23 protein-coding genes are annotated in these 25327 nt (G+C 46.3%); 16 read left to right on the top strand and 7 right to left on the bottom strand.

Translation table 11 applies throughout. The features are described from left to right. Positions 1–187 precede the first annotated feature (187 nt). From JGK36_RS11175 to JGK36_RS11165, 3 genes are all read left to right on the top strand, one after another. The gene (locus JGK36_RS11175; RefSeq protein WP_293200925.1) at positions 188–772 is read left to right on the top strand and encodes a hypothetical protein; all 585 of its coding nucleotides are present in this window, start codon (positions 188–190) and stop codon (positions 770–772) included. Positions 773–1102: 330 nt separating this feature from the next. Then, positions 1103–2758 carry an ABC transporter substrate-binding protein gene (locus JGK36_RS11170; RefSeq protein WP_293196886.1) on the top strand — a complete coding sequence of 552 codons (1656 nt, stop codon included), beginning with the start codon at positions 1103–1105 and terminating at the stop codon, positions 2756–2758. Between the two features lie 140 nt (positions 2759–2898). Beyond that, a complete protein-coding gene (locus tag JGK36_RS11165; protein ID WP_293177104.1) occupies positions 2899–3909 on the top strand; it encodes an ABC transporter permease in 1011 nt (336 codons plus the stop codon). Here JGK36_RS11165 and JGK36_RS11160 read toward each other — a convergent pair whose 3' ends face one another. Further along, a complete protein-coding gene (locus JGK36_RS11160) occupies positions 3910–4332 on the bottom strand; it encodes a hypothetical protein (protein WP_293177106.1) in 423 nt (140 codons plus the stop codon). A gap of 114 nt (positions 4333–4446) precedes the next feature. On the opposite strand from JGK36_RS11160, the gene JGK36_RS11155 reads away from it, so the two are divergent. The 6 genes from JGK36_RS11155 to JGK36_RS11130 all read left to right on the top strand — a co-directional run bounded on the left by JGK36_RS11155 (position 4447) and on the right by JGK36_RS11130 (position 11672). Next, positions 4447–4590, top strand: coding sequence for a hypothetical protein (locus JGK36_RS11155; RefSeq protein ID WP_293177108.1), 144 nt, complete (start codon positions 4447–4449; stop codon positions 4588–4590). A gap of 190 nt (positions 4591–4780) precedes the next feature. Next, on the top strand, positions 4781–6649 hold the full coding sequence (locus JGK36_RS11150; RefSeq protein WP_293196885.1) for an efflux RND transporter periplasmic adaptor subunit: 1869 nt from the start codon (positions 4781–4783) through the stop codon (positions 6647–6649). Between the two features lie 344 nt (positions 6650–6993). Continuing rightward, a complete protein-coding gene (locus JGK36_RS11145; RefSeq protein ID WP_293196884.1) occupies positions 6994–8211 on the top strand; it encodes an ABC transporter permease in 1218 nt (405 codons plus the stop codon). Between the two features lie 75 nt (positions 8212–8286). Next, positions 8287–8367, top strand: a complete 81-nt coding sequence (locus tag JGK36_RS33840; protein ID WP_332983016.1) for a hypothetical protein — start codon at positions 8287–8289, stop codon at positions 8365–8367. A 24-nt stretch (positions 8368–8391) separates the two neighbouring features. Continuing rightward, a complete protein-coding gene (locus JGK36_RS11135; protein WP_293190560.1) occupies positions 8392–9612 on the top strand; it encodes an ABC transporter permease in 1221 nt (406 codons plus the stop codon). A gap of 332 nt (positions 9613–9944) precedes the next feature. Then, positions 9945–11672, top strand: coding sequence for a phosphatase PAP2 family protein (locus JGK36_RS11130; protein ID WP_293196882.1), 1728 nt, complete (start codon positions 9945–9947; stop codon positions 11670–11672). A gap of 404 nt (positions 11673–12076) precedes the next feature. Here the strand turns inward: JGK36_RS11130 and JGK36_RS11125 are convergent, their stop codons facing one another. Continuing rightward, positions 12077–15175: a glycerol-3-phosphate acyltransferase gene (locus tag JGK36_RS11125; protein ID WP_293196881.1), complete on the bottom strand. Its 3099-nt coding sequence runs from the start codon at positions 15173–15175 to the stop codon at positions 12077–12079. A gap of 114 nt (positions 15176–15289) precedes the next feature. On the opposite strand from JGK36_RS11125, the gene JGK36_RS11120 reads away from it, so the two are divergent. After that, the gene (locus tag JGK36_RS11120) at positions 15290–15484 is read left to right on the top strand and encodes a hypothetical protein (protein WP_293146752.1); all 195 of its coding nucleotides are present in this window, start codon (positions 15290–15292) and stop codon (positions 15482–15484) included. Between the two features lie 310 nt (positions 15485–15794). Here JGK36_RS11120 and JGK36_RS11115 read toward each other — a convergent pair whose 3' ends face one another. Further along, the gene (locus JGK36_RS11115) at positions 15795–15935 is read right to left on the bottom strand and encodes a hypothetical protein (protein ID WP_293177118.1); all 141 of its coding nucleotides are present in this window, start codon (positions 15933–15935) and stop codon (positions 15795–15797) included. A gap of 322 nt (positions 15936–16257) precedes the next feature. On the opposite strand from JGK36_RS11115, the gene iscB reads away from it, so the two are divergent. The 6 genes from iscB (at position 16258) to JGK36_RS11085 (ending at position 22486) form a co-directional block, all read left to right on the top strand. Then, on the top strand, positions 16258–17529 hold the full coding sequence (iscB, locus tag JGK36_RS11110; protein WP_293177120.1) for an RNA-guided endonuclease IscB: 1272 nt from the start codon (positions 16258–16260) through the stop codon (positions 17527–17529). 83 nt (positions 17530–17612) lie between these two features. Beyond that, entirely contained in the window at positions 17613–19025 is a 1413-nt protein-coding gene (locus JGK36_RS11105) for an HD domain-containing phosphohydrolase (protein ID WP_293177122.1), read from the top strand. 198 nt (positions 19026–19223) lie between these two features. Further along, positions 19224–19817 (top strand): pentapeptide repeat-containing protein, encoded by a 594-nt coding sequence (locus JGK36_RS11100; RefSeq protein WP_293177124.1) that lies wholly within the window; start codon positions 19224–19226, stop codon positions 19815–19817. A 127-nt stretch (positions 19818–19944) separates the two neighbouring features. Continuing rightward, positions 19945–20700 carry a DUF2993 domain-containing protein gene (locus JGK36_RS11095; RefSeq protein ID WP_293177126.1) on the top strand — a complete coding sequence of 252 codons (756 nt, stop codon included), beginning with the start codon at positions 19945–19947 and terminating at the stop codon, positions 20698–20700. 588 nt (positions 20701–21288) lie between these two features. Beyond that, positions 21289–21579, top strand: a complete 291-nt coding sequence (locus tag JGK36_RS11090) for a DUF1816 domain-containing protein (RefSeq protein WP_293177128.1) — start codon at positions 21289–21291, stop codon at positions 21577–21579. A gap of 634 nt (positions 21580–22213) precedes the next feature. Beyond that, positions 22214–22486 (top strand): DUF1816 domain-containing protein, encoded by a 273-nt coding sequence (locus JGK36_RS11085; RefSeq protein ID WP_293177130.1) that lies wholly within the window; start codon positions 22214–22216, stop codon positions 22484–22486. Here JGK36_RS11085 and JGK36_RS11080 read toward each other — a convergent pair. The 4 genes from JGK36_RS11080 to JGK36_RS11065 all read right to left on the bottom strand — a co-directional run bounded on the left by JGK36_RS11080 (position 22466) and on the right by JGK36_RS11065 (position 25209). Beyond that, positions 22466–22663 (bottom strand): hypothetical protein, encoded by a 198-nt coding sequence (locus JGK36_RS11080; RefSeq protein WP_293177132.1) that lies wholly within the window; start codon positions 22661–22663, stop codon positions 22466–22468. The genes JGK36_RS11085 and JGK36_RS11080 overlap by 21 nt on opposite strands. Before the next feature lie 457 nt (positions 22664–23120). Then, positions 23121–24137 (bottom strand): J domain-containing protein, encoded by a 1017-nt coding sequence (locus JGK36_RS11075; protein ID WP_293177134.1) that lies wholly within the window; start codon positions 24135–24137, stop codon positions 23121–23123. Between the two features lie 81 nt (positions 24138–24218). Further along, a complete protein-coding gene (locus JGK36_RS11070) occupies positions 24219–24533 on the bottom strand; it encodes a hypothetical protein (RefSeq protein WP_293177136.1) in 315 nt (104 codons plus the stop codon). Positions 24534–24906: 373 nt separating this feature from the next. Next, positions 24907–25209, bottom strand: coding sequence for a hypothetical protein (locus tag JGK36_RS11065; RefSeq protein ID WP_293190556.1), 303 nt, complete (start codon positions 25207–25209; stop codon positions 24907–24909). Positions 25210–25327 lie beyond the last annotated feature (118 nt).

Raw genomic sequence — 25327 nt, 5'->3', positions numbered from 1 at the left:
ATAACCAATGACCAATTGTTGCCAAGTAATGAATAACCAATTGCCAATTACCAATTACAAATTGCCAATTACAAATTGCCAATTACCAACGACAATTGACCAATGACTAATGACCAATGACTAATGACCAATGACTAATGACCAATGACCAACGACTAATGACTAATGACTAATTAATTGATTTAAAATGTCTGTAAAACAATCACATTACGAGGCTTTACTAGCACAGTACAGCGAATTTTCGGCAGCGATCGCCCTGCTGAAAAAATATCGGCTGTACATGGAGATGATTCCGAGTATCCGCCGCGCTAACGAAAGCTTAATTACCATTCCTTTGCCAATTGTGCGCTTGCGGGAGGGGGTTTCCTATGCGGGTAGGGGGGGGACTAGCATCTCTCCGGGACAGGCGGCTTGTTTGCCCTGCGATTTGGCGATTTTGATGTGCGATCCAGAGTGGAAAGTTAAAATTGGGGTGGAAATTTTGGTTTTTATTCACCGCCCTGGTGAAGATTTTTCGGATTTGTTGGGCCGCTGGCGGCAGTGTCAGGTTTGGTTGGATAAAACTTACGAGTGGGTGATGCCGTACCGCTACAGACATATTTTTAGCGATGAGGCTGAGGCTGTTCATCCGCTATTTGTTTTGTTTGAGGAAACTAGCGATCGCATTCAGCGCGGTTTGATGGCGGCGTCGGGGATTGAGGAATTGGAGGATGAAGAGTTTCTCGGTAGCCCAGAATTGGGGAGTATGGGTGAGGAGAGTTATGAGTTGTAGGCGGTGGTGCGATCGAGAATGAGGTCTGTCTTGTAATGGTAATGGTAATTGGTAATGGGTAATCAGTAGACGAGCAATTGCATAAATATTTGATTGATAAATCAACCGCAGATGCAAGGCAGATCAACACAGATTAACGCAGATACATTTCTTGATTGGAAAGCTTAGGAGTGCAAGAGGTATAGTGTGTTCTATTTTGTTTGGTAAATTAAATTTAATTTAAAGATATAATTAACCGCAGAGAACGCAGAGGGCGCAGAGGAGAGAGAAAGAGGAAATTATAATTTTATTTAGATGAGTAGTATTTTTTATTAAACAGGAGCTATTGAGATGAGGTTGTTAAAATCCTGGCGTTTAGTTTTATTAGCTCTAGTTTTTGGGATGGCTGTAATTGTCTCAAATTGCGGCACTCCTGCAAATATTAGCAATAATTCTCCAACTGCGACAACTCCTGCGGCTGTTCCACCAGGGGCTTTAGTCTACGGTGCTGGCGGGCCGCCGGTGAATCTGGAACCGGGAAATGTTACTGATGGTAATTCGGTGATTGCGATCGACCAAATCTACAATCGCTTGACTGATTCTAAACCGGGTACTGTGGAACTCGCACCCAGTCTCGCTACTGAATGGTCGAGCTCTACAGATGGCAAAACTTGGACTTTTAAGTTGCGATCCGGGGTGAAGTTTCACGACGGGACGGATTTTGACGCGGATGCTGTTAAGTTTAATGTCGATCGCTGGTGGGATGCCAAAAATCCTCACGGGTATCGAGATTCGGGCAAAACTTATCAGATTTGGAAGAACTTTTTTGCTGGGTTTAAGGGCGATAAAGATTCCCTGGTCAAGGATGTGATCGTTGTTGATAAGTCTACGATTAGGTTTGTGTTAAATCGACCTTTTGCGGCTTTTCCTTCGGCGATTGGGTCGGGTTATTTTGGGATTGCGAGTCCGGCGGCGGTGAAGAAAGCGGGTGCTAAATACGGCACTCCGGGGTCGCTGGCGGTGGGTACTGGGCCTTTTGTGTTTAAGGAATGGATCTCGGGCGATCGCATTATTTTAGAGAAAAATCCGAATTATTGGAAAGCTGGAACGCCGAAAGTCAATCAGTTGGTAATTCGTTTTGTTGACGATCCGGCGGCTAGATTGGCTCAATTGAGGGCCGGTCAACTTGATTTTACTGTTGATTTAACGCCGGATCAATTGAAAGAAGTGCAAGCGGATGCTAATTTGGAAACTGTTTTGCGGCCTTCTTTTAATGTGGGTTATTTAGCCTTAAATCCGGGTTACGCGCCTTTGGCGAAACCGGAGGTAAGACGGGCGATCGCCCAAACAATCAACAAGCAAGCCATCGTCAAGGCTTTCTGGGGAGAACTTGGCAAATATGATTCACAATTTATCCCGCCGTCGCTGAATTGGGCGGAGTCTGACAAAGTTAAAGATTACGAATTTAACCCGCAGCAAGCTAAAGCAATGCTGGCGAAGGCCGGTTATCCAAACGGTTTTGATTTGGATTTGTGGTATATGCCCGTCAGCCGTCCCTATTTTCCCACGCCGAAGCCGATCGCTGAGGCTTTTGCTGCGGATTTAAGCGCGATCGGGATTCGGGTAAAGTTGCTGACAAAGGATTGGTCTGCTTATTTGGCCGATCGGCTAAAACCTCCGGGCTTTCAAGCTTTTATGATGGGTTGGACTGGGGATTATGGCGATCCTGACAATTTTTATTATCCTCACTTCGGGCCTGGTTCGACGGCGGATTTGGGAAATTGGAAAAATCCGAAGGTTTTGGAACTTTTGGATCGGGGGAGGGCGAGTGGGGATAAAGCAGCTAGAGGGAAAATTTATGCGGAAGTTAGCGAGATTTTGCATGGGGAGGCGGTGCGTTTGCCGATCGTACATTCGCAGCCACTTTTAGGGAAACGCAAGAATATTAAAGGTTGGATTCCGAGTCCTTTGGGTTCGGAGTCTTTTGAGGATGTGAGTAAGTCTTGAAAAATGCTGCATAGATTCAGACGTACGGTTGAAACCGCGTCTACACAAACAAAACAAGCCGGACGCCGGTTGAAGAAAATAAGGCAGAGAAAAATTTCGCAAAACACGATATCATCAGTTGCGAATTACTACTTATAAAAATGGCTAAATATATTGTTAAACGTTTGCTGGGAATATTACCAGTTCTGTTCGGAATCACGCTGCTGGTATTTGCTTTTTTGCACCTGATACCGGGAGATCCGGCGACTGTGCTTTTGGGAGAACGGGGAACTCCCGAACAGGTGGAAATATTGAAGGCTAGATTGGGCTTGAATCAGCCTTTACCTTGGCAATATTTGGCTTTTTTAAGTAGTTTGATTCGATTCGATTTAGGACATAGTATTATTAGCGGTATTCCGATTGTTGATGAAATCAGAAGTCGCTGGCCTGCTACTTTGGAACTGTCGGTGGCGGCGATGTTGGTGGCACTTATAATCGGAATTCCGGCGGGAATTTTGGCGGCTGTTCGGAAAAATAGCTGGCTGGACAATCTGACGATGAGCGGTTCTTTGATTGGCGTATCTTTACCAGTCTATTGGTTGGGATTGATGTTGATTTATTTGTTTGCTGTTTATCTGAAATGGCTGCCTCCTAGCGGGCGAATTAGTGTAGATTTGGGGTTTGGTTTTAAGCCAATTACGGGTATTTATGTTTTGGATGCTTTGCTGAGGTGGGATTTGGTGGCTTTGCGGGATGCGATCGCCCATTTAATCCTCCCAGCCTTAACTTTAGGAACAATCCCCTTGGCGATAATCGCTCGGATTACTCGTGCTGCGATGCTGGAAGTGCTGGCACAAGATTACATCCGCACGGCGCGGGCTAAGGGTTTGCCGGAATTTTGGGTGGTTTTGAGACACGCTTTGAAAAATGCGTTTTTGCCGATCGTCACAACTATAGGTTTGCAGTTCGGCACGCTTTTGGGTGGCGCGATTTTGACTGAAACAATTTTCTCGTGGCCGGGAATTGGTTCCTGGATTTACAGCGGGATTCTGACGCGGGATTACCCAATTGTGCAAGGAGGAGTAATCTTTGTGGCTGTGACTTTTGTGCTGATCAATCTGGCGGTTGATATTTCCTATGCTTTTTTTGACCCGAGAATTCAGTACCGTTAATTAGAAGGGAAGTTCTACAGAAAATGCTTGTTTAACATCCGGCTGTAGCAGGTAGTAAATGCTAGCAATGGCAAAACCCAGAGATAGAAAATTAACTGCTGCACCTGCGCTACCCAACATTTTGGCAATTTGCGTGACGACGGCGATAACATGGATAATTAATGTTCCAGTCCAAGCCCATTTTTTTAGTTGAAGCAAACCCCATGCTAAGACTAGGGAAATAATTCCGATAATTATCGCGATTCCAGCAAAAATTGCAATGAAGCCGCCGATGACAGTGCCAACTTTTGCGCCGAATCCAACTGCGCCGAGACCGCCTAAAACGCCTGCAAATAGTAAGATGAACAAGCCGTCAAGCAGACTGAAGATGCCACTAATTAACTGTAAGATTGCCAGAACTGTAACGCTTTGAGGACGATTCATGTTGAAGCTTTTCCATTTTCAACGGATTTGCAAAATATTTTAACCTGTTGCGCGCACAGGGCACATAGATATTCACGACTTGGACAGGGTACGATCGACAAACGGGTTTATGAGATGTCAGCGTCTTCATACTGTGTAGTTACCGGGCGCGCACTGTGCGATCGCCCTACAAGACAACCCACGACTTACTGGAAGCCGATCGCCCACGCGGCAGATCCCGCCTCCGCAGAAAGTCAGTTGAGTGCGATCGAAGTTTGAGCTCGCCTCTTGAGACTGAAAAAACTTAACATTATTTAATAAGTTGCAAAGATTAGCTATAATTGTTTACAGGTGCTGGTTGGGGAACTTTTTTTAAATCACCCGATCGGATGAGTCTGAAAGACGATGCCGCGCATCAGAAAAAATTTTACCTTTAAGGTAATCCTGAGATTTAATTAGGTGAGTCGGTATGATCGTTAGCCCCAAAAAGGAAGCTGCTCAGGTCAAGGTGGAAGATACTCAAATTGTAGACACCAAGGCCCCAGAGACTAAAATTGCAGATAAAAAAACCGCCCAAAAGCAATCCCCGAAGAAAACCGCGCGGAAGATGCCGCGGTGGGCGATCGGTTTGGTTGCAGCCGGGTTGCTAGCTGTACCGACTACCATATATATATCAAAAAGTCGATCGCAGCCGAAAGTAGATGCGATCGCAGCGATGACAGTGCCGGTGGAAGCGGAAAACCTGACGGTGCGGATCACGTCTAGCGGGACGGTACAACCCGTACAGCGCGTGAATCTCAGCCCTAAAGGCTCCGGTCGGATCGCAGAGTTATTTGTCGAACAGGGCGATCGCGTCGAAGCAGGACAAATCGTGGCCCGCATGGAAAGCCGCGATGTGGAAGCTCAACTCGCTCAAGCTAAAGCCCGCGAAGCCAGCATTCGAGCGAAACTCGCGAAAATTGAAGCCGGAAATCGATCGGAAGACATCGCCAGCGCCCGCGCGCGTTTAGAGCAAGCCCAGGCTAGTCTGGCGCAACTCCAAGCCGGCAGCCGCGTCGAAGAAGTTGCAGGAGCCAGAGCTCGCTTGGAGCAAACTCAAGCCCGCTTACAGCAACTCAAAGCCGGCAGCCGCGTGGAAGAAGTCAGCCAAGGGCGAGCTCGTTTAGCCCAAGCTCAAGCCCGTTTAGCAGACGCTCAAACTGGCAGTGTCAAACAAGAAATTGCCCAAGCACAAACGCAAATTGAATCGAGTAAAGCTCAAGCCGAACTAGCAGCTCAGCGGGTGGAACGCAACCGCCCGTTAGTCCAAGAAGGTGCTCTTGCTCAAGATAAACTGGATGAACTGATTAAGGAAAATCGCACTGCCAAAGCTAAGGTAACAGAAGCCCAAAAACGCTTGCAACAACTGCAAGAAAGTCGGGAGTCGCAAATTCAGCAACTCCAAGCTGCTGTGGAAGTCGAGCAGCAAGCATTGAAGCAGTTGCAAAACGGCACGCGATCGGAAGAAATTACCAAAGCCGAGGCAGAAGTTGCTGAAGCTAGAAGTAAATTAGCACAAACAGAAAACGGCAACCGTCCAGAAGAAATCGCCAAAGCCGAAGCAGCAGTTGCTGAAGCCAAAAGTCAATTAGCCGCCCAAGAAAACGGCGCTCGCCCGGAAGAAATAGCTTCGGCTAAAGCTGATTTAGCTGAAGCTGAAGCTCAAGTCCGCTTTCAAGAAGTGCAGTTAGAAGATACAAAAGTTCGCGCTCCTTTTGCGGGAGTTATTACCCAACGGTATGCCATCCAAGGAGCTTTTGTAACCCCAGCAACTTCGGCTTCGGAAGCGACTTCGGCAACTTCAACATCGATCGTGGCTCTCGCTAGAGATGTGGAAGTTTTGGCGAAAGTCCCAGAAGCAGATATCAGTCAAATTAAACCTGGTCAAGTGGTGGAAATAGTCGCCGATGCTTATCCCGATAAAGTGTTTAAAGGCAAGGTTAAATTGATTGCGCCCGAAGCTGTGAAAGAACGGGATGTAACGCTGTTTCAAGTGCGCGTCGCCATTGACACTGGCAAGGATTTCTTGCAGTCGGGGATGAATGTAGATTTGAGATTTGTCGGTCAAAAACTGAGCAATGCTTTGGTTGTTCCGACTGTGGCGATTGTGACCAATAAAGGTCAAACCGGTGTGCTGGTTCCCGATGAGAAACAGCAGCCGAAGTTTAAGCCTGTGACGGTGGGATCGACTATTGGTAACAAGATTCAGATTTTAGAGGGTGCTAAGGCGGGCGATCGGGTTTTTACTGAACTTCCTGCTGGTAAAAAGTTGGAGGATATTATTAAGACTCAGAAGTAGAGGAAGTTGGGCAACAAAGGTACGTTGTTGCGCTTAAGCGCTCTTTCCTAATCTTATAAAGAGCGCTGAAGTGCAACTACATACCTAAGAGTTAACTTTTTTTTAAATAAAGGTACGTTGTTCCCCTTGAGCGCTCTTTCCTAATCTTATAAAGAGCGCTGAAGCGCAACTACATACCTAAGAGTTAACTTTTTTTTAACTTTTTTTAAATAAAGGTACGTTGTTCCCCTTGAGCGCTCTTTCATATATCTGTAAAGAGCGCTGAAGCGCAACTACATACCTAAGAGTTAACTTGATTCCGCAAACAATCTAAAATCCAAAATCTACAATCTAACAATAGACTCATGGATATTATTGAAAGCGTCAAAATGGCTGTCACAACTTTGACGGCAAACAAGTTACGCAGCAGCTTGACGATGTTAGGAATTATCATCGGTAATGCTTCCGTAATTTCGATGATTGGTATTGGCGAAGGAGCTCAAACCTATATTGCGGGACAGGTTAACTCTCTGGGTTCAAATTTGCTGTTTATCATTCCCGGAAGTCCTGATGCCCAAAGTCGCCCGGTGATTCCTCCTCAGACTTTGGTTTTGGATGATGCAGAGGCGATCGCCTCTCAAGTTCCTTCTGTCGAAGCAGTTGCACCAACTCTCAATGACAGTCAAATCGTTACTTACCGCAATAAAAACGTTTCGTCTTCGATTGTCGGAACTACTCCTGAGTTTCTGCCGGTGAGAAGCTTTGATGTTGCTCAAGGTCGTTTTTTAAACAAGCTAGATTTAGAAAGACAAGAAAATGTAGTTGCTTTAGGTTCAGAAGCTGCTGAACAATTGTTTGGCAATACTCAGCCTGTCGGTCAATATGTTCGCATCAAAAACGCAACTTTTCAAGTGATTGGAGTGATGCAGGCTAAGGGATCGAGTTTTGGTGACAATCAAGATATGAATGTTTATTTGCCGCTGACAACGATGGCTAACCGCATTGTCGGTCGCTCGTCTCCCTACGGTACTAAGGTAACATTTATTTCGGTTTCTGTGAAAGATGAAAAGTTGATGCGGGCGGCGCAATTTCAAATTGAAAATCTGCTGCGCTTGCGTCACAATATTACTAAGGAAGATGATTTTACTGTCCGAAATCAGAAGGATTTAATGAAGACTTTGGGCAGCATTACTGGTGCTTTGACTCTGATGTTGGCTTTTGTGGCGGCAATTTCGCTGTTTGTGGGCGGTATCGGGATTATGAACATTATGCTGGTTTCTGTGACTGAACGTACTAAGGAAATTGGACTGCGAAAGGCGATCGGTGCTTCTCCTCAGGATATTCTGATTCAGTTTATGATTGAGGCTGTGATTTTGTCGGCTGCTGGTGGTGCGATCGGTACTGGATTCGGTATCGGTGGTGTGTTTTTGGTGTCTGCTTTTAGTCCTCTGCAAGCTAGTGTTTCTCCAGTGGCGATCGCCCTTGCGGTTGGTGTTTCTGGTAGCATAGGCTTATTTTTTGGCATCGTACCGGCAAAACAAGCTGCTAAGTTAGACCCGATTGTGGCACTCAGAAGTGCTTAATCAGTTGACAGTTGACAGTTGACAGTTGACAGTTGACAGTTGACAGTTGACAGTTGTACCAATTACCAATTACCAATTACCAATTACCAATTACCAATTACCAATTACCAATTACCAATTACCAATTACCAATTACCAATTACCAATTACCAATAACCAATTACCAATTACCAAACTATTATGAATTTTATTGAAAGTTTTAAAATGGCCGGTCAAACACTGCTAGCAAACAAAACTCGCAGCAGCTTGACGATGATTGGGATGATTGTCGGAAATGCTTCGGTAATTGCGATGATTGGGATTGGAGAGGGTGCTCAAAATTTTGTGGGCGGACAAGTTAAATCACTCGGTACAAATGTGTTGATTGTGAGAGCTGGAGTTCCTAATGCTAGCCGAAGTTCGATTAGAAATGCACCTCAAACACTGATAGTAGAAGATGGTAAGGCGATCGCATCTCAAGTCCCGTCGGTGCAAGGTGTATCTGCCGAACTCAACAGTTCAGAACTCGTTCGCTACGGTAACAAAAATGTCTCGTCTCTGATTTTTGGCACAATTCCCGAATTTCTGACTGTCAGAAACTTTGAAATGGCTAAAGGACGATTTTTGACGGAACTCGATGTTAGGCAAAACAATCAAGTTGTGATTCTTGGTTCAGAATTGGCCGAAAAACTGTTTGCTAATACCAATCCCCTCGGCGAACAAGTGCGAGTCAAAAATGTCAGCATGAAAGTAATTGGAGTATTTGCGGAGAAAGGGACATCTTTTGGTACGAATTATGATAACTCAGCCGTTGTGCCGATCGCCACAATGGCCAACCGCATTGTCGGGCGCAAGTCTCCCTACGGTTTAGCTGTCACTTCGCTGTTTATTTCGATTCAAGATGAGTCGAAAATGGATGCCGCTCAATTTCAGGTGGAAAACTTGCTGAGATTGCGGCACAAGATTACCACAGAAGATGACTTTACTGTCCGAAATCAGAAAGATTTAATGGCGACAATGGGCTCGATTTCCGGGGCCCTGACACTTATGTTAACTGCTGTGGCCAGCATTTCTTTGTTAGTCGGCGGCATTGGGATTATGAACATTATGCTGGTTTCTGTCAGCGAGCGCACTCAGGAAATTGGGCTCAGAAAGGCGATCGGGGCTTCCCAACACGATATCTTGTTTCAATTCATTATCGAAGCTGTAATTTTATCTGCCGCTGGAGGCATCGTTGGGACTTGCGTAGGAGTTGGAGGTATCTTGCTTGTAGGTAATTTTACGCCTCTGCAAGCTGGTATTTCGCCTGTGGCGATCGCCCTTGCTGTTAGCGTGTCCGGTGGCGTCGGTCTCTTCTTCGGCGTGATCCCGGCGCGTCAGGCGGCCAAACTCGACCCGATCGCAGCCTTGAGAAGTGCTTAACAAATAATTACATATATAGCATACTTAAGTATATACCTAGGCAAGTATATACATAATGTTACTCGTTGATGCTAACCACGGTGTATATATGTTGAAAAATTAATAAAACCAGTCGGATGGTAAAGTTTTAGCAAAAACAATGTAGTTTAAATAAAAAATTAATCGGAAACTTTATCAAAATGAGTGAAACATTAAAGATTCAATGAAGTTTCACTCAGGGGATTTACTTACTTAAGAAAAGGCCTAATAATCTAAACTACGAGCAAACACTCATAGCATCGATCGATGGCTATGAAGGTTGGCTATTTGATGAAAATTATTAAATAAAAACAATGGCATCTCTTACCAGCAGTCCTAAATTCGACTTTCTCGAAGGAACTTCAGGCCCAGACACACTTAACGGCTTGGATGGTAACGATATAATTTATGCCAAGAGCGGAGACGACTTGCTCCTAGGCGATCGAGGTAAAGACAAAATTTGTGGCGACTCTGGTAACGATACAATTGCTGGCGGCCTAGACGACGATATGATCTGGGGCGGCAAAGGCAACGACCTGATATTTGGCGACTCAGGCAACGACACTCTCTACGGGTGCGTAGGTAGCGATACCATCAGCGGTGGTGAAGGCAATGACATATTTGCGATCGGCAAAAGCAACGGCGGCCCAACGGTAGCCACAGCAGACTACATCACTGACTTCGAGAAGGGCAAGGACAAAATTCGGTTGCTCAATGGTCTCACATTTAACGACTTAAACATCCAACAAGGCACAGACGCTAACAGCAACAGCACGGTAATTCAAGACAAACTCACAGGTGAATATTTAGCAGTATTGCAGGGAGTCAATAGCAGCACCGTCACCCCCGACAACTTCGCAACTCACCTTTCGGGAAACTGCATCAGAGAGTCGAACGGAATGATGCTAGACGCCATCCGGACAGCCGGCACCCCGCCTCCGGTAGCCTCCCGCAACATGGCAATGGTTCACGCGGCCATTTACGACGCTGTTAACTCGATTACCAAAAAATACAGCCCTTACCGCGTCAACATAGATGCACCAGCGGGGGCATCAGAAGAAGCTGCGGCTGCGGCGGCTACCTACCGCACTCTGCTTAGCCTGTACCCTGCACAAAGCATCAAATTTGATGCAGCATACGCATCGTCTTTAGCAAAAATTCCCGATGGGAAATCGAAACAAGACGGAATCGCGATCGGAGAACAGGTTGCTGAGAAAATTATCAGTTGGCGCAGTACAGACGGCGCTAACAAAGTAGTACCCTACACACCGAAAACTGACGCAGGCAATTGGCAGCCGACTCCTCCCGCCCTGGCAGCATCGCTGCTGCCTCAGTGGCCGGATGTGACTCCCTTTGCGATGACTAGCGGTTCGCAGTTTCGTCCGTCAGGCCCGCCCGCCCTCGATAGCGCCAAGTACGCAGAGGAGTTGAACGAGACTAAAGAAATCGGCAAAATTGACAGTCTGACGCGCACGCCCGATCAAACTGCGATCGCCAAATTCTGGGCCAACGGCGGAGGTACTTTTACTCCCCCCGGCCACTGGAACCAAATCGCCTCAGAAGCATCGGCCCTCAGCGGTACATCGTTGGAAGATAGCGCCCGCTTGTTCGCCCTGCTAAATATTGCCCAGGCCGATGCAGCTATTAACTCGTGGGATGCTAAATATAAGTACGATTTCTGGCGGCCCGTGACAGCTATTCGCCAAGCTGACACAGACAACAATCCCAACACAACAGCCGATCCTCTGTGGACACCGCTGCTGATAACTCCGCCCTTTCCTGAGTACACATCGGGCCACAGTACCTTTAGCGGTGCAGCGGAACCAGTTTTGAACTCTGTATTTGGTTCGGATTTTGGCTTTGCAGATAAGGGAGACAAGTCTGTCAACAGTCTGCGAACCTTTGACAACTTTGCCCAAGCGGCCGACGAATCGGGGATGAGTCGCATTTACGGAGGCATCCATTTCATGAGTGCTAACGTAGACGGTTTGAGCGCGGGTAGAAATGTGGGGAACTATGTTGTCCAGAATTTCTTAGTTTAGGAAAGTGGCGAGTTGATGGAAAATGGAAAATTTTCCATTTTCGATTTTCTGAATTGGGTGCATCTCTGATTTTGCAAATGTATGAAAAAATCACTGCGTACCTTACCGCTATCAGTAGTGCGTCAAGCTATTTTTTGGTCTTAGGAATGAGAATTAAATAACTTACAATTTTAATTATTGTGGGATGGGCGTCCCGCCCGTCTATAAAGGACGGGCGGGACGCCCATCCCACAAGCTTGTGTAAGGGTGCATCTCAGTTTTGCAAGAAGCATTGTTTATTGTAGTGCGAGCGTCCCCGCACAGCAAAGCTTGTACAAGCTTTGCTGTGCGGGGACAGCACTGTAAATGCAAAACTGAGATACACCCCTTGTGTAAATTATTTAATTCGCCATCCTTAGTCCTGACTATTCCAGCAGTTCCACAGTGCCGAGATATCCATCTACTCGCACTTTTTGACCGTCTCGCAGGCGAGTTGTAGCTTCAGCAATATTCATGACTGCGGGAATTTTGTACTCGCGGGCGATAATTGCTCCGTGAGACAACTGGCCGCCAACTTCGGCTACAATTGCCTTTGCTCCTAACAGCAGCGGCGCCCAACCGGCATCGGTGTAAGGCACTACGGCGATCGCATTTTCGCCTAATTCTGTAGTGACACTCCGGCAAATCTTCACAAAACCTTCGACGCAGCCGATACTTGCCGGGATTCCCTGCATGATACCAGTTGCAGATGTTGAGGAGTCGATCGACCTTTTCTGAGAATTCGGCAGCAGATTGCCGTAGACTACAGGGGGAATCGGGCGATCGCGATCGGCTAACAGGCGATCGCGCCTCAGGCTAATCGTCTCCTGAAAAGAAACACTCGCACCGCTGCGAATCCACTGCTGAATCTCCCCAAATTCCAGATAAAAAATATCTCCTGGTTCCTGAAACACCTGCATTTCCAATCCGCAAGCTTCAATTGCCAAAAAAGTCCAGCGGAGATGAGCCAACAATCGCGCGTAAATTTCACTAATTTGGCTTTTAACTATAGCTCGTTCCTGACATTTATTTAAGCGCCACTTCTGAGCAAAAGTCAAGCTTAATTTTCCAGTTGCTGCTGAATTAGCAACAGCAGATTTTTGAGCCATAGTTACCAGCAATTTGCGGTAAGTTTCCGGCTGTTCTCGCCAAGTAGGAACAGCGATATCAGTTCCCACTTCGCTCAAATATCCGTAAATATCCAGCCACTGTTCAAAGTCTGCTTGCAAAGCCAGACTTTCAGTAAATATCTGTGCTAATTGTGCGGCTGAAACATTCTCGCCTGACTGGTAAATAGCAACTTCTCGCAATTTCTCAGCCAACTCTTGCAAAGCTCGCACCGAAGCGATTTCAGGAGCAGTATCATTAACAAGCCAATCATCATCAACGCGAAAAATTGCTTTGCGAATTGCCAGCCCGATCGGCCCCAAGATATTGTAGTAAGTAATCGGCTTCAGCCACTTCTGAATTTGCTCAGATTTATCCAACAACTCACTTAAATCTTGGTAATTGGGCATGGGGAATTGGGCATGGGGCATGGGGCATGGGGCATTGGGCATTGGGAATTGGGCATTGGGCATTGGGAATTGGGCATTGGGAATTAATATTCCTTCTTCATTCTTCCCTCTTCCTTCTTCCCTCTTCCTTCTTCCTTCTTCCTTCTCTGACTTCTCCAGACTTTCGATTGCTGGTAAAAAAATAGAAGTGCGATCGCCCGCAAAATCTGCATTCAGCGCCCGCTCCCGCTGCACCAGACGCCACAAACCGGGTAAAGAGGGCAAAATCTTCCCCAAAGGTGGCTTACCCATCTTCTGCCCTCTGAGCAAAAACTCCAAACCCTGCTCCGGCAATCCCATCATCCGAAAGATTTCGCCCAACAAAGTCGCGTTAAAATAGGCGTGGGAACCCAGCAAAGTCGCCGTTTCCTTGAAATTTAGATTAGCAGCGCGATCGGCCAAAACCACCCGAAAAATCTCTCCCCAAACCCCACAAGTCAGCGGCCGATTAATCGACCAAGTTAGCGGGCGAATTGCACCAGGAATCACTTCTGCGGCAATAGTTCGAGTCCAAAACGGCTGCAAATTAGTAATCGGGCGGCTTTGCAAAATCCAAACTTTTTCCCCGTCCCAACTCCACTCAATATCCTGCGGGATGCCGTGAAAAAAAGCTTCGATAGCTTGCGCTTGTTTGACTAATTCAGCTAGAAGTTTTGGGTTAACAATTGAATTAATTTCGAGTTCGTTTAAAGTTTGTTGTAAAATTTCAGGCTGGGTAAAATCAACTTCCAAATGTAACGGAGTAACTTGTCCGCCGACAACAGATTCAGCACCTCCCGGCAAAGCTTCAATAATTATCTGGGAACCGCCATCTAAAGGATTGCGGCTGAACATAACTCCCGCAATTTTTCCCTCAATATAAGGCTGAATCAAGACAGCCATTTGAGTATCCGGGAGTTGTCGCTGCTGGCGGTAAGCCACAGCTTCGGAAGTCCAATAAGACTGACGGCAGCGGTGAATGCCAGCGATTAATTCTGCTTCAGTGGAAACAGGCCCGATAGTTTCATATTGCCCAGCCGCCGAACTAATATCGCCATCTTCTCCCGCCGCCGAAGAGCGCACAATCATGCGATTTTCGATTTGCGATTTTAGATTTTCGATTAAAGAATTAGGGATTGACAAATTTTCACTGTTTTCTGAATGCCCGATGCCCGATGCCCGATGCCCGATGCCCGATGCCCGATGCCCGATGCCCGATTCATTCAATAATATCCAGCCAGAAGGAACATTAAAATTAGCGCGTTTTAGTTGAGACAATCTCGCAGCTTTATCGCCGCAAATTTTAGCATCTAACGAGTCATCGAGAGAAAACAATTGTTCCGATTTAGATAAAGCCATATCATCACCCTGACTGAGATTAATTGCAGCTAATAAAACTCCCAATCCTGCTGCTGCTAAGAATTCCGGCAAAGATTGATGCCACACCCAAACCCAGATAGGCGTGCACAGACAGCCGCAGCGGGAAGCAAAGAGTCTCGCCCGATCGCCCTTTTGCCACAACCGCCGTGCCAAACCCCACACCAGTAGCCCCCAAATGCCAGAAGAGACAGCCACCGGCGGCGAAAATACCAAAAGACCCCAAACCGCGTTAGTCACGCCTCCACCTCGGGCGATCGCATATCTGGCCGCAACCAGAGGAATTAACAGGGCGATCGCGATCGCAGGTGAATCAGGAAACCAAAATCTCCCCGCCAAAACCGGCAGAATACCCCTGGCAATTTCCGCCAACACCGCAGCAATTCCCGCCAACTTCCCCCCGTGAATAAAAGCAGCCGACACCCCCACATTCCCCGTGCCCAACCGCCTCAAATCTTTACCGCCCAGCAGCCGCACCGCCCAGCGAGTAAGCGGCAAAGCACCCAGAGCAAAACTGGCGGCTAACAGAAGTGCGATCGACAACAGCGGCATAAAGGGGATTTTTAATTTCAATCTCTAAGTATTATGGCTGCAATTCGCTCAAATTTTCAGTCTTCGGATATATTGCACGATCGCCAATAGCACATAAAATACTAGAGAAGTACAGTAAATAAGGATTTGAACCAAATGGTAGAGAACAACCTAATGATTCCGATCGCAGTTCTTGGTGTTGGATTTGTCGCTGCGGTTAGTATCGGCTCCATTGCGTGGTATAATTCCAAGCGCCCCCCGGGTTGGGAATCCAAAGAACGGCCTGATTTTGTTCCAAAAGTTGATAAAGATGATTTGATTGCAGATGTTTCTGAGTCCAAAGGTAAATAATAAAAAGTTTATTGAGACGAAGAAAAACTGAGATAGGACTTGTGAATTAATGAGAAAACTTTGTCGTTGCACCCAGAACGCTGCAATTTTAAGGGCTGGGTTTTCCATTTTTCGCACAAGTCCTGTATTTATATTGTAATGAAGAACATATTAATAAATATTCTGATATCCTGTCTGGTAGAACAACCACAAGCAAAAAAGTTTATATTAGCGAATGCGGCGTTGCTGCTGCAACGGCATGAAAGACTCAATGTGAAAAAATGAAACAAGCCAGTCAGTCAATATAGCTGAATTTTCAAGTGATTCATTTTCATACCCTAATATAAGCAAGGTCGTTTTTTTTGAAGAGCAAGAAATCGCTGTCGGTGCGGTTGAGTTCGATATAAATTGAAAGAGCCGGATCGATCGCCATCACATCGCCGTTTTTGTAGGTTGTGGAGCCGGAAGTCATCAAAAAATCGGATTTTTGTCAAAAGTATTTTCGAGAAGGTCGATCGCACGTTACAATATGTTAAGAGCCGGCACCGCCTTTTGCAGTCAGTAACTCAGCTCTAAAGAGACTGAGCTTGTAAGAAATTGCAAGCTGTGCTGACCAGACCCCTGTTACAAGGAGACGTTATTTAGGTCATGATACCGGAGAATGCGACGCTAGTTTTCCGCTCTATCGTTTGCAGTCAAACAAACTTAAAGTCACTCTCGTTAGTGCTGCAAACTTAACAAGCCTTTATAACCAGGTCGAAGCGAACATTACACGCAAGTGGAGGGACACAACAATGTCCAATTTTATTTTCGTAGTTGACACAAACAAAAAACCACTCACACCTTGCAAGTCGTCAATGGCTCGTAAGTTGCTGACGGCTGGTAAAGCGGCTATCTTCAGAAGATTCCCGTGTACCATTATCCTCAAAAAGGCAGTAACAGCAACCATTGAATCAATTACTCTCAAATTAGATCCAGGTTCCAAAACTACAGGCATTGCATTATTGCAAGGTGAAAAAGTAATTTTTGGTGCTGAATTAACTCATCGCGGTCAAACTATCAAAGCAAGTCTTGAGTCCCGTCGTTCACTGCGTCGAGGAAGGCGAAACCGTCATACTCGTTACCGCCAAGCAAGGTTTTTAAACCGTACCCGCAAAAAAGGTTGGTTGGCACCATCCTTGCAGCACCGGGTAGAAACCACCCTGACTTGGGTTGAAAAATTACGCAGGCTTGCACCTATCGGTTTAATTGTTCAAGAGCTGGTCAGATTTGACTTGCAACAATTAGAAAATCCTGAAATTTCAGCTATTGAATACCACCAAGGCGAACTACAGGGTTACGAAGTTAGGCAATATTTGCTTAACAAATGGAACCGAAAATGTGCTTACTGCGACGCCGAAAATGTACCATTGCAAGTTGAGCATATTCATCCCAAATCTCAAGGCGGAAGCAATCGAATTTCTAATCTTTGCCTTGCTTGTCAGAAATGCAACCAGAAGAAAGGTACTCAGAACATTGAACAATTCTTAGCAAAGAAACCTGACATTCTGAGTCGAATTCTTACACAATCCAAGCGCCCCCTAAAGGATGCTGCTGCGGTAAATTCGACTCGATGGACGTTATTTGGTCGCTTAAAAGAAACGGGGTTGCCTGTTTTAACTGGCTCAGGTGGACTGACCAAGTTCAATCGTAGTCGGCTGCAACTACCTAAAACTCATTGGCTTGATGCTGCTTGTGTCGGTCAAGTTGAAGCGCTAGAATTATTAACAAATAAGCCACTGCTAATCAAGGCAACTGGACACGGAACCCGTCAAATGTGTCGCACAGACAAATTTGGCTTTCCATCTCGGTACGTTCCTCGAAACAAGTTTGTTAAAGGCTTTCAAACTGGTGACATCGTAAAAGCAATCGTCATCAGTGGCAAGAAAATAGGTGAATATGTTGGTCGGGTTGCAGTTAGAACGACAGGTTCGTTCAACATCTCAGCATCAGAATTGGTGCAAGGAATTAGCCATAAATACTGCAAAATAGTTCACAAAAAAGATGGCTACAGTTACGCATATTAGGATTGACGGGGACTGAAGTCCCCCGCGTCGCTTCCCTCTCAAGGCTAAAGCCGTTGAGTTTCCCGCATCCCGTATTAATTTTTATGAATCCAGAATCAACTCTCGCCAGACTACAAGCTACACTTCCCGACGGAAAACTGCCTTCTAGCTACGGGGTATACTTCAAAAACACCCTAGTAGCCCTGTGTCACGCCCTAGAAGACCACATCTTGCAAACCAGCAGCGGGGACGATCTCGCACTCAAACCGCTGGTTTTGGTGACGTTTCAGCAGGGAAAATGGTATTTGCAAGAAGCCGATCGCTACTTCGATATTGCTAAGGCTTCTCGACAAGTTGTCATCGGTGCAGTAGCCGACAGCGGTTTCGCTACCCACAAAACCGGTCAATTAGAAAATGTATCTTTAATAGAACTTGATGAGATCGACCCCATTATCCAAGAATGGAATTTAATCATCCTGGCCCCCACATACAAAGCAATGGTGCTTTGTCGCGAACTTACGGCCCAGGAATACTTGCCAGAGGGCAAGCCAGAAGTCGATACAGAGCGAAAATTCTACGGTTTGTGGTCGTTTGACCAGTCGTTGGTGTCGGCGTCAGCAGAAATTTTTATAGAACAAACACGACATTATAATCCCTCCCTAGCCGACAGTTTGCTAGAAATTCATCACGAAATTCTTGCTACCAAAGGCCCGCCCTTGGCAGACATTAGTGGCGTAGTATCCCGCATCGTTACTTACCTGCAAAGTTCTCAGCAGCAAATGGTGGCAATTAACCGCCAAACTCGCGATTTGTGGGAATTGGAAGGTCAAGCTTTGCGCGTCAGCCGCAATTTGAACGCCAACAAACTGCAAGCTTTTCTGCGGATGGCCCAGCGCGTAGACGAACGCGACACCTCAAATCCCACAGCTTCTTTGCAGGTGGCGGCTTTGTCGGAAACTTTGGGTCAATTGTTGGATTTGCCGGCTTTGCAACTGCGAAGGCTGCGGCTGGCGGGATTGCTGTTTCGAGTCGGCTTGGTTTCGGCGCCGAATGAGGTGTTCGATCGCACTTCCGATAAATTCGACCAAGGAACTCTATCATTTTGGCGCGATCGCAGTTTCATCGGTTCCCAACTCCTCCAAGCAATGCCGGAATTAGCACCAGTCGCCGAAATTGTCAAGCACAAACTCGAAAATTGGGACGGCAGCGGCAGGCCCGAGGGTTTGCGAGGTGAAGGGATACCCGTTGCTTCGCGGATTTTGGGTTTGGTCGCTTGTTTCCAAGACTTGACTCAACCGCGGGGCGATCGTCCTGCTTTGAGTTTGACAGCAGCCTTAGAAAAGTGCCGGCAACTGAGCGGGACTCGCTTCGATCCGGCTTTGGTGGAAACTCTCGGGAATGTCGTCAGACTCGCAGATATGGGTTTGATGGAGTTACCCACCCGCCCCAGCCAACTGCCTAATATCTGGTTGGAGGATTTGGGCGATCGCACGATCGCGGCAACTCCGGCATTGTAAAATAAGTTGGGTAATTCAGTGGACAGTTGACAGTGGACAGTGGACAGTTATTGTATGGTGCGTCAGGACTACGGATTTAGTACGAATTCCGCAACCTAATTTTCTGTTTACGGTGTGTACCCTAGTAATTGACAACTGCCAACTGACAACTGCCAACTGCCAACTGCCAACTGACTTATGACTTATGACTAAAAACTAATGACTCATGACCTCGAAGCCATACGCCAAGGCAAAATTCATATATTGGCCGGCATAGATTTAGCCGGCGCAAACTTAGCGGGAGCCGATCTCGCAGGTGCCGACTTATCTCAAGCCAACTTAACAGGAGCTAATCTCACCGGTGCTAACTTGCAGCGGGCGGTGCTGCGAGCAAACCTCCGCGGCGCAGACTTGAGCGGTGCTGACTTGCGCGGGGCTGATTTTCGGAATGCTGACTTGCGCGGTGCTTCTTTTGCTAATGCTTTAGTCCGCGATGCAAGTTTTGGGGGTGCTTTTTTGACGGCGGCCTCGATCGGCAATTTGGACTTGAGCGGTGTCGATTTGCGGGGAGCCGATTTGCGGGGTGCTAATTTGGCTCGCGCCATCTTGCAGCAGGCAGATTTGAGCAATGCCAATTTGTCCGGCGCAGACTTGTCGGGAGCTGATTTAGAAGAAGCTATCCTGAATGGAGCCGTACTGCGCGGTGCTAACCTGACGGGGGCTAATTTGCTCTGTGCTGCGATCGAACATACCGTCTGGGATGGAGCTTTGCTCGATCGCGCTTGTCTCCAAGGCACGCCCCTGAGTCCTTAAATTTCCAAAATGTTACTTTCAAGGCAGACAAAAAACAACTTCTGCTTATAAAGTGAATAAGCACAAGCTATTTTAACATTTCTTAATGAGAGGCTATAATAGCGACTGTAGATCAGCAAACGAATAAATGGTAGCAGCTTTGTTTAGCGGTACATCCTTTCAAGGTCAAAGTGGCGATCGCCTTGTCAGCAAAGTAGCAGGAGCTGCGATCGCAGCCTTATTCAAACGTTCTGAAAAGGCAGAAGCCAACATCCGAGTCGAACCTGTAGCCAAACTCTTGCAGGGAAGCATCGACGGTTTCGACTTCGTTGGCAAAGGTATGTTGATGTATAACGGCCTGCGTATAGAAGTGATGGAACTCTACTTGCAAGCACTCTCCATTGATTTTGGGGCGATTTTTGCAGGTCAAGTCAAATTGCGGCAGCCTACCCAGGCAAATATGCGAGTAGTCTTAAGCCGATCGGATTTAACCACCTCATTCAATACACCTTTTGTAGTTGAAAAACTCCAAAAGCTGAAATACCAAGAGCAATCTCTGTACTTTCAAAACACTGAAGTCAGCTTCGGAACAGACAAATCAATTCGGCTTCAGTCCGAGATTACGATCGGCCAGGACAGCGAACCAGTCAAAATAGATATTACAGCTCAATTGCAAGTAGAAGACCGGCGCAAAATCCAATTTGTCAGCGTTACTTACGGCGGTGACGGGCAAGCAGTAGACTTGGCTCAAGCTATAATTGCCCACGTAAATAACTTGCTAGACTTAGACAAATTTGCTTTAGAGGGCACTCAACTGCGAGTAGACCGCTGTCGAGTTCAAAACGACGAGCTGGTTTTTTACGGCTGGGCTGGCATCGAACAGTTCCCCAAAGGCAAGCGCTAAGCCTCAGCGTGCTGAGCTTAGCCGACCAATCAGATTAGTGGGAAAAATTTTATAGCTTAACAAAACTACCCGCCCCGGCGGGTTTTGCTATTTTAGCCACAGTTTTTCAGCTATGGCGTTGCTAGCCTAAAGTCTCTCTGTATTCCGGCGTATTTCCAGAACTAATCTGTCGCGGATTTAATATGTCAGCAACTGCTGACTTAAATTATTTTGAGCGAGAATTCATAGCGCGCCATCAAGCTTAAATTTAAGTGCAACAGAACTTATACAACGCATAATATGCGGACTAATTGTTAAGTACGTTGTTACACTTCGGCGCTGTTTATATGAAAGAGCGCTGAAGCGCAACTACGTACCTGTGCAAAGTAGCTTATTCACGGAGATTCTAGATATCTGCTCAAAATCAGCACTCAGGTTGAGGCGATCGCCCAAATAGTCTTGATAAACTTAGAGTGTCTTGGAGACAGAAACCGGGTTTGAGAGACAAAATTCTCTGGTGGGGCGATCGCAAAGATGGGAGAACCCGGTAAATAAGAGTCGCAAGGACGCAAGTCCTATTACAAAATAAATAACCCATAAAGAGGAAAAATGCTTGGATTTTATTTATTTGGTCTCTACCTCGCAGTCTTGTCCGTGTTTGCCGGGCCCAGCCGCCGCAGCCCGGATAAATGGTGGGTAGAAATCATCACAGATTTTCCCTACTGTACCTACTATTTTGGCCCCTTCGACACCGACAAAGAAGCCTCCAGCCACACTCCAGGCTACATCGAAGACTTGGAAAGCGAGGGAGCCAAAAGACTTAGCATCCGCATCAAACGGTGTCATCCTTCCGATCTCACCATCTGCGAAAGTGAATTCTCAGAGGGTATTGCTGCTTAATAATTTTGATAGTTCAGACTGCCGAAACCGGGTTTTTTGACTGAAATACTCCCTCTATCGTGAGAAGTATCAGTTAAACATCTCGGTTTTTCCGCGTCAATAGTTCGTCATATCATATGTCGATACCATAACAAAAAAGGTTCGTAGTGCGGACTTCAGTCCGCAGCCAAAGAGCGGACTGAAGTCCGCGCTACGAACAAAAACGGTTTGTAGTGCGGACTTCAGTCCGCAGCCAGAGAGCGGACTGAAGTCCGCGCTACCAACAAAACTGTACAGATATCCGTTCTGTGTGACTTTTCAATTATCTAAAAAGAGAAATAGAAATCGGAAGAAGCAAGGCGAAATCTTCCGCAACGATTTCAGCAATTAAAAACTTCCTCATCGTCGGGCGTGGTTGGTATAACTCAAGCCTCAACAATAAAATTAAGCATCGTTTGATTCTAGTTCTTGCTTTGCGGATTTTTTGGTAGATGTCATTAAAACTCAGCCTCTTCTCCACCAAAATGCTGATGTTAGCCAGCATTGACTCTCAACAATTACGACCGTTAAATCAGCACTGAGGACGAGTCGATCGAGCTATTTGTCCTGCTAACTTAAGGACAGTAAAAACTACTTGACTGCGGGGACACCTACTATGTTTGGACTTTATATATTCAGTATGTACGTCGCTGCTTTCTGGATACTCACTCAACCGATTGGCGGCAGTAGAGGTCGCGAGTGGTGGGTAGAAGTTGACACAGATTCACCCAAACGCACCTATTACTTTGGTCCTTACGAAAGCAAGGATGAAGCTTCTAATAATACCAACGGCTACATCAAAGACTTGGAGAAGAAAGGAGCTAAAAAAATTAGCATTAACATCAAGCAAGGTCGCCAACCAAGTCAGCTAAGAGCTACTGATGAGTAATGCCATTTTTTCAAAATCATGCAATGCCTTCAACAGTTGATAGTTGACTCCCAGAGAGCGATCTTTACCTAGAAGTCGGAGGATTGGAGTAATGAATAGTCTGATTTTAATTTCTGCCTCAAAGGCGGGCGGGTTTTCAACCAATTCTTTCTGGTAAGTGAGCGGGTGTGGCTCCATTCTTCAATCTCTGGCATTTCAACTACAATCTAATAGCAACCCACCTTAGGAATGAGAATTAAATAACTTACAATTTTTATTGTTCTTGTGGGATGGGCGTCCCGCCCGTCCTATCTGGACGGGCGGGACGCCCATCCCACAAATAGGTGTAAATTATTTAATTCCCGATCCTTACACATTGGGTGGACTAAACAGCCCGGACGTTCATTCCGCCCAACAATTTTCTTGTCGCCAGCTTTTTTTAAAGGTATAATATAAAGTTAGGTGTAAGCTAGGTGTCACAAGTCAATTCGTAGAGTGCGCCGCCATTCTTAAATCTCTGGCATTTCACCTACAATCTAATAGCGACGCACCTTACCGATTGGGTGAACTAAACAAACCCAACATTTTTTTGTAGCAACCTTTTTTCTAAACGGTATTAGCCGATCGCACCAGTAGTTGCTTTTGATATTGAAGATTAAAGCCCCATCTGGTTTAAAGTGCTGCGGGGATTAAAAGTGCGATTAGCCTTGATTTTTTCGTAGCATTCGCGTTCTACAGCGGTTAGTTCTTTCGGTGGGACGATCGCAACTTTGACCAACAAATCCGTGCGTTCGTCTTTCTTCGGTTTCGGCCATCCCTTCCCCCGCAACCGCAAAGACTGACCGGATCGCATTCCCGCCGGAAATTTTACAGTTATCATACCTTCAGGCGCCGGCAGTTCAATAGAAGCTCCCAAAACCGCTTCATCGGGAGTTATCGGCACTTCGCAGATCAAATTCTCTCCCTCAAACTGAAAGAAAGCGTGAGGTAAAACTTCTAACTTCAGGTACAAATCTCCCTGCTGCTTCGTGTACGGGTCAATTTGACCTTTGCCTTTCACTCGAATTTTGCTGCCGGTTTTCACTCCCGCAGGAATCGAAACCTCACCAGTAGCAACTCGCTTGGAAGTTCCCCGAAATGCTTCCCCCAGAGTCAGCGAAATTGTCACCTCAGTGTCGCGAGTACCTCCGGCGCTGCGGTTCTCGTAGCCAGCGAAATCTTCAAATCCGCCAAAACCAGTAGGCCCGCCGGTGCCGGTGCGCTGGCTGCTGTAATTCCACTTGCTGCTGCGGCTGCTACTACTACCTCCACTGCTAGCTGCGCGCCCCAGCAAGGCATTAATAAATTCGTCAAAACTGCCGTACTGGCTGAAGTCAACGCCACCAAAGTCTACATTCGTAGCGCCCCCGCCCGGCCATCCGCTGGGAGTTGCCGCCGCTTGCTTCCAGTATTGGCCGTATTGGTCGTATTTTTTGCGTTTTTCTGGATCTGAAAGCACTTCGTAAGCTTCGTTTACTTCTTTAAAACGAGCTTCGGCTTCTTTGTTCCCCGGATTCATATCCGGGTGATATTTCCGGGCTAGTTTGCGAAAAGTTTTTTTTATTTCATCAGCGCTGGCGGTTTTGTTGAGTCCCAAAATAGCGTAATAGTCTTTAAAATCTGTTGCAGCCATTAAGTAATCCTCTCTTTATTAGTTATTAGTTGTTAGTTGTTAGTTGTTAGTTGTTAGTTGTTAGAAAGAATAAATCCCAAATTAGCAGGATGGCGAGTTATAGCAACCACGCCTGACGGTGAGGACGTTCTCGCGTTGCACCTCTTCCTTCTTCCTTCTTCCTTCTTCCTTCTTCCTTCTTCCTTCTTCCTTCTTCAAATTATAGGTTATCAAAGTTTTGGACTCGATCGAGTTCGGTTGTTGCTTGCGGGACATCGCAATTTCCGCACCCCGCTGCTGTTGGAGATTTTGAGGAGTGCTACGTCTTCGCGATTTTGGTGTGGCTGCGATAGCTGAGGCGAACCCGGGAAAGCTGCTGCGGTTGTGGGCGCGATCGCCCGTTGGGTTGACTGCCACTGACGATCGATCTTTTTTTTACGGTGCGCCGTGCGATGGCTACGCCCCGGCTTACGCCTACGAACTTTTCTTTCTTTAGCTTTTCGCTCAATGCAAATCCTAGCAGGTTCTCATCAGCAACTCCCGTTCAATCTGCCGCCTTAATTTTGAGAATATTTTACCATAAAGCGTACATTAATTCAACAACCCTTCTGTATATTTTTTTCTTACCCTACTGGTGCTATACTTTTTTATTTTAACAGCACATCTATAGCTTTAAGTCACAAAATATACCAGAATCTATCTGCTGTCTGTTAACTAGAACACACACTTTGAAAAAAATTAAGATAAAATGGTAGCTCAATAACTTGTTAACGTTACGAGGGTGATAACATCATGAATTATTTGCTAAGTTGGCCTTGCGGCTGCTGCGACGATTGGAAAGATAGTTCCGAAAGTTGTGTGATGCTAAGAAACGGGCAGCGCATTTGTCAGTCGTGCTACGATCGCAAATACAAGAATCAGAAGCAATCCGCCAGACGCAGGCGATCGAACATACGCGTATCACCGCAGACCGTAACAGAGACTGTTCCTTATTAATGCGCCTGAGTTTGAATGAAGCCAAATATTTCGACAGCCTTGCACCAACAGTTGCAATTAATAATGAAGTAAAAAAAATATTTTCTTCATCAGTCATCAGTCATCGGTCATTGGTTATCTGTCACTAATTTATTTATTTATCATCAGTCACTGGCTGGCAGATAACAGATTTTAACTTAAAAAACTAATGACTGACGACTAATGACTAATGACTA

The sequence above is a fragment of the Microcoleus sp. PH2017_35_SFW_U_B genome (assembly GCF_020737865.1).
Taxonomy (GTDB): Bacteria; Cyanobacteriota; Cyanobacteriia; order Cyanobacteriales; family Microcoleaceae; genus Microcoleus.
The sequence above is the reverse complement of the archived record's forward strand: the minus strand, read 5'-3'. Positions and strand labels throughout refer to the sequence as shown.

Coding starts and splice junctions, on each gene's coding strand:
- JGK36_RS11175 (WP_293200925.1), top strand. CDS start 188: ATGTCTGTAAAACAATCACATTACGAGGCTTTACTAGCACAGTACAGC.
- JGK36_RS11170 (WP_293196886.1), top strand. CDS start 1,103: ATGAGGTTGTTAAAATCCTGGCGTTTAGTTTTATTAGCTCTAGTTTTT.
- JGK36_RS11165 (WP_293177104.1), top strand. CDS start 2,899: ATGGCTAAATATATTGTTAAACGTTTGCTGGGAATATTACCAGTTCTG.
- JGK36_RS11160 (WP_293177106.1), bottom strand. CDS start 4,332: ATGAATCGTCCTCAAAGCGTTACAGTTCTGGCAATCTTACAGTTAATT.
- JGK36_RS11155 (WP_293177108.1), top strand. CDS start 4,447: ATGTCAGCGTCTTCATACTGTGTAGTTACCGGGCGCGCACTGTGCGAT.
- JGK36_RS11150 (WP_293196885.1), top strand. CDS start 4,781: ATGATCGTTAGCCCCAAAAAGGAAGCTGCTCAGGTCAAGGTGGAAGAT.
- JGK36_RS11145 (WP_293196884.1), top strand. CDS start 6,994: ATGGATATTATTGAAAGCGTCAAAATGGCTGTCACAACTTTGACGGCA.
- JGK36_RS11135 (WP_293190560.1), top strand. CDS start 8,392: ATGAATTTTATTGAAAGTTTTAAAATGGCCGGTCAAACACTGCTAGCA.
- JGK36_RS11130 (WP_293196882.1), top strand. CDS start 9,945: ATGGCATCTCTTACCAGCAGTCCTAAATTCGACTTTCTCGAAGGAACT.
- JGK36_RS11120 (WP_293146752.1), top strand. CDS start 15,290: ATGGTAGAGAACAACCTAATGATTCCGATCGCAGTTCTTGGTGTTGGA.
- JGK36_RS11115 (WP_293177118.1), bottom strand. CDS start 15,935: ATGACTTCCGGCTCCACAACCTACAAAAACGGCGATGTGATGGCGATC.
- iscB (WP_293177120.1), top strand. CDS start 16,258: ATGTCCAATTTTATTTTCGTAGTTGACACAAACAAAAAACCACTCACA.
- JGK36_RS11105 (WP_293177122.1), top strand. CDS start 17,613: ATGAATCCAGAATCAACTCTCGCCAGACTACAAGCTACACTTCCCGAC.
- JGK36_RS11100 (WP_293177124.1), top strand. CDS start 19,224: ATGACTCATGACCTCGAAGCCATACGCCAAGGCAAAATTCATATATTG.
- JGK36_RS11095 (WP_293177126.1), top strand. CDS start 19,945: ATGGTAGCAGCTTTGTTTAGCGGTACATCCTTTCAAGGTCAAAGTGGC.
- JGK36_RS11090 (WP_293177128.1), top strand. CDS start 21,289: ATGCTTGGATTTTATTTATTTGGTCTCTACCTCGCAGTCTTGTCCGTG.
- JGK36_RS11085 (WP_293177130.1), top strand. CDS start 22,214: ATGTTTGGACTTTATATATTCAGTATGTACGTCGCTGCTTTCTGGATA.
- JGK36_RS11080 (WP_293177132.1), bottom strand. CDS start 22,663: ATGGAGCCACACCCGCTCACTTACCAGAAAGAATTGGTTGAAAACCCG.
- JGK36_RS11075 (WP_293177134.1), bottom strand. CDS start 24,137: ATGGCTGCAACAGATTTTAAAGACTATTACGCTATTTTGGGACTCAAC.
- JGK36_RS11065 (WP_293190556.1), bottom strand. CDS start 25,209: ATGACTGATGAAGAAAATATTTTTTTTACTTCATTATTAATTGCAACT.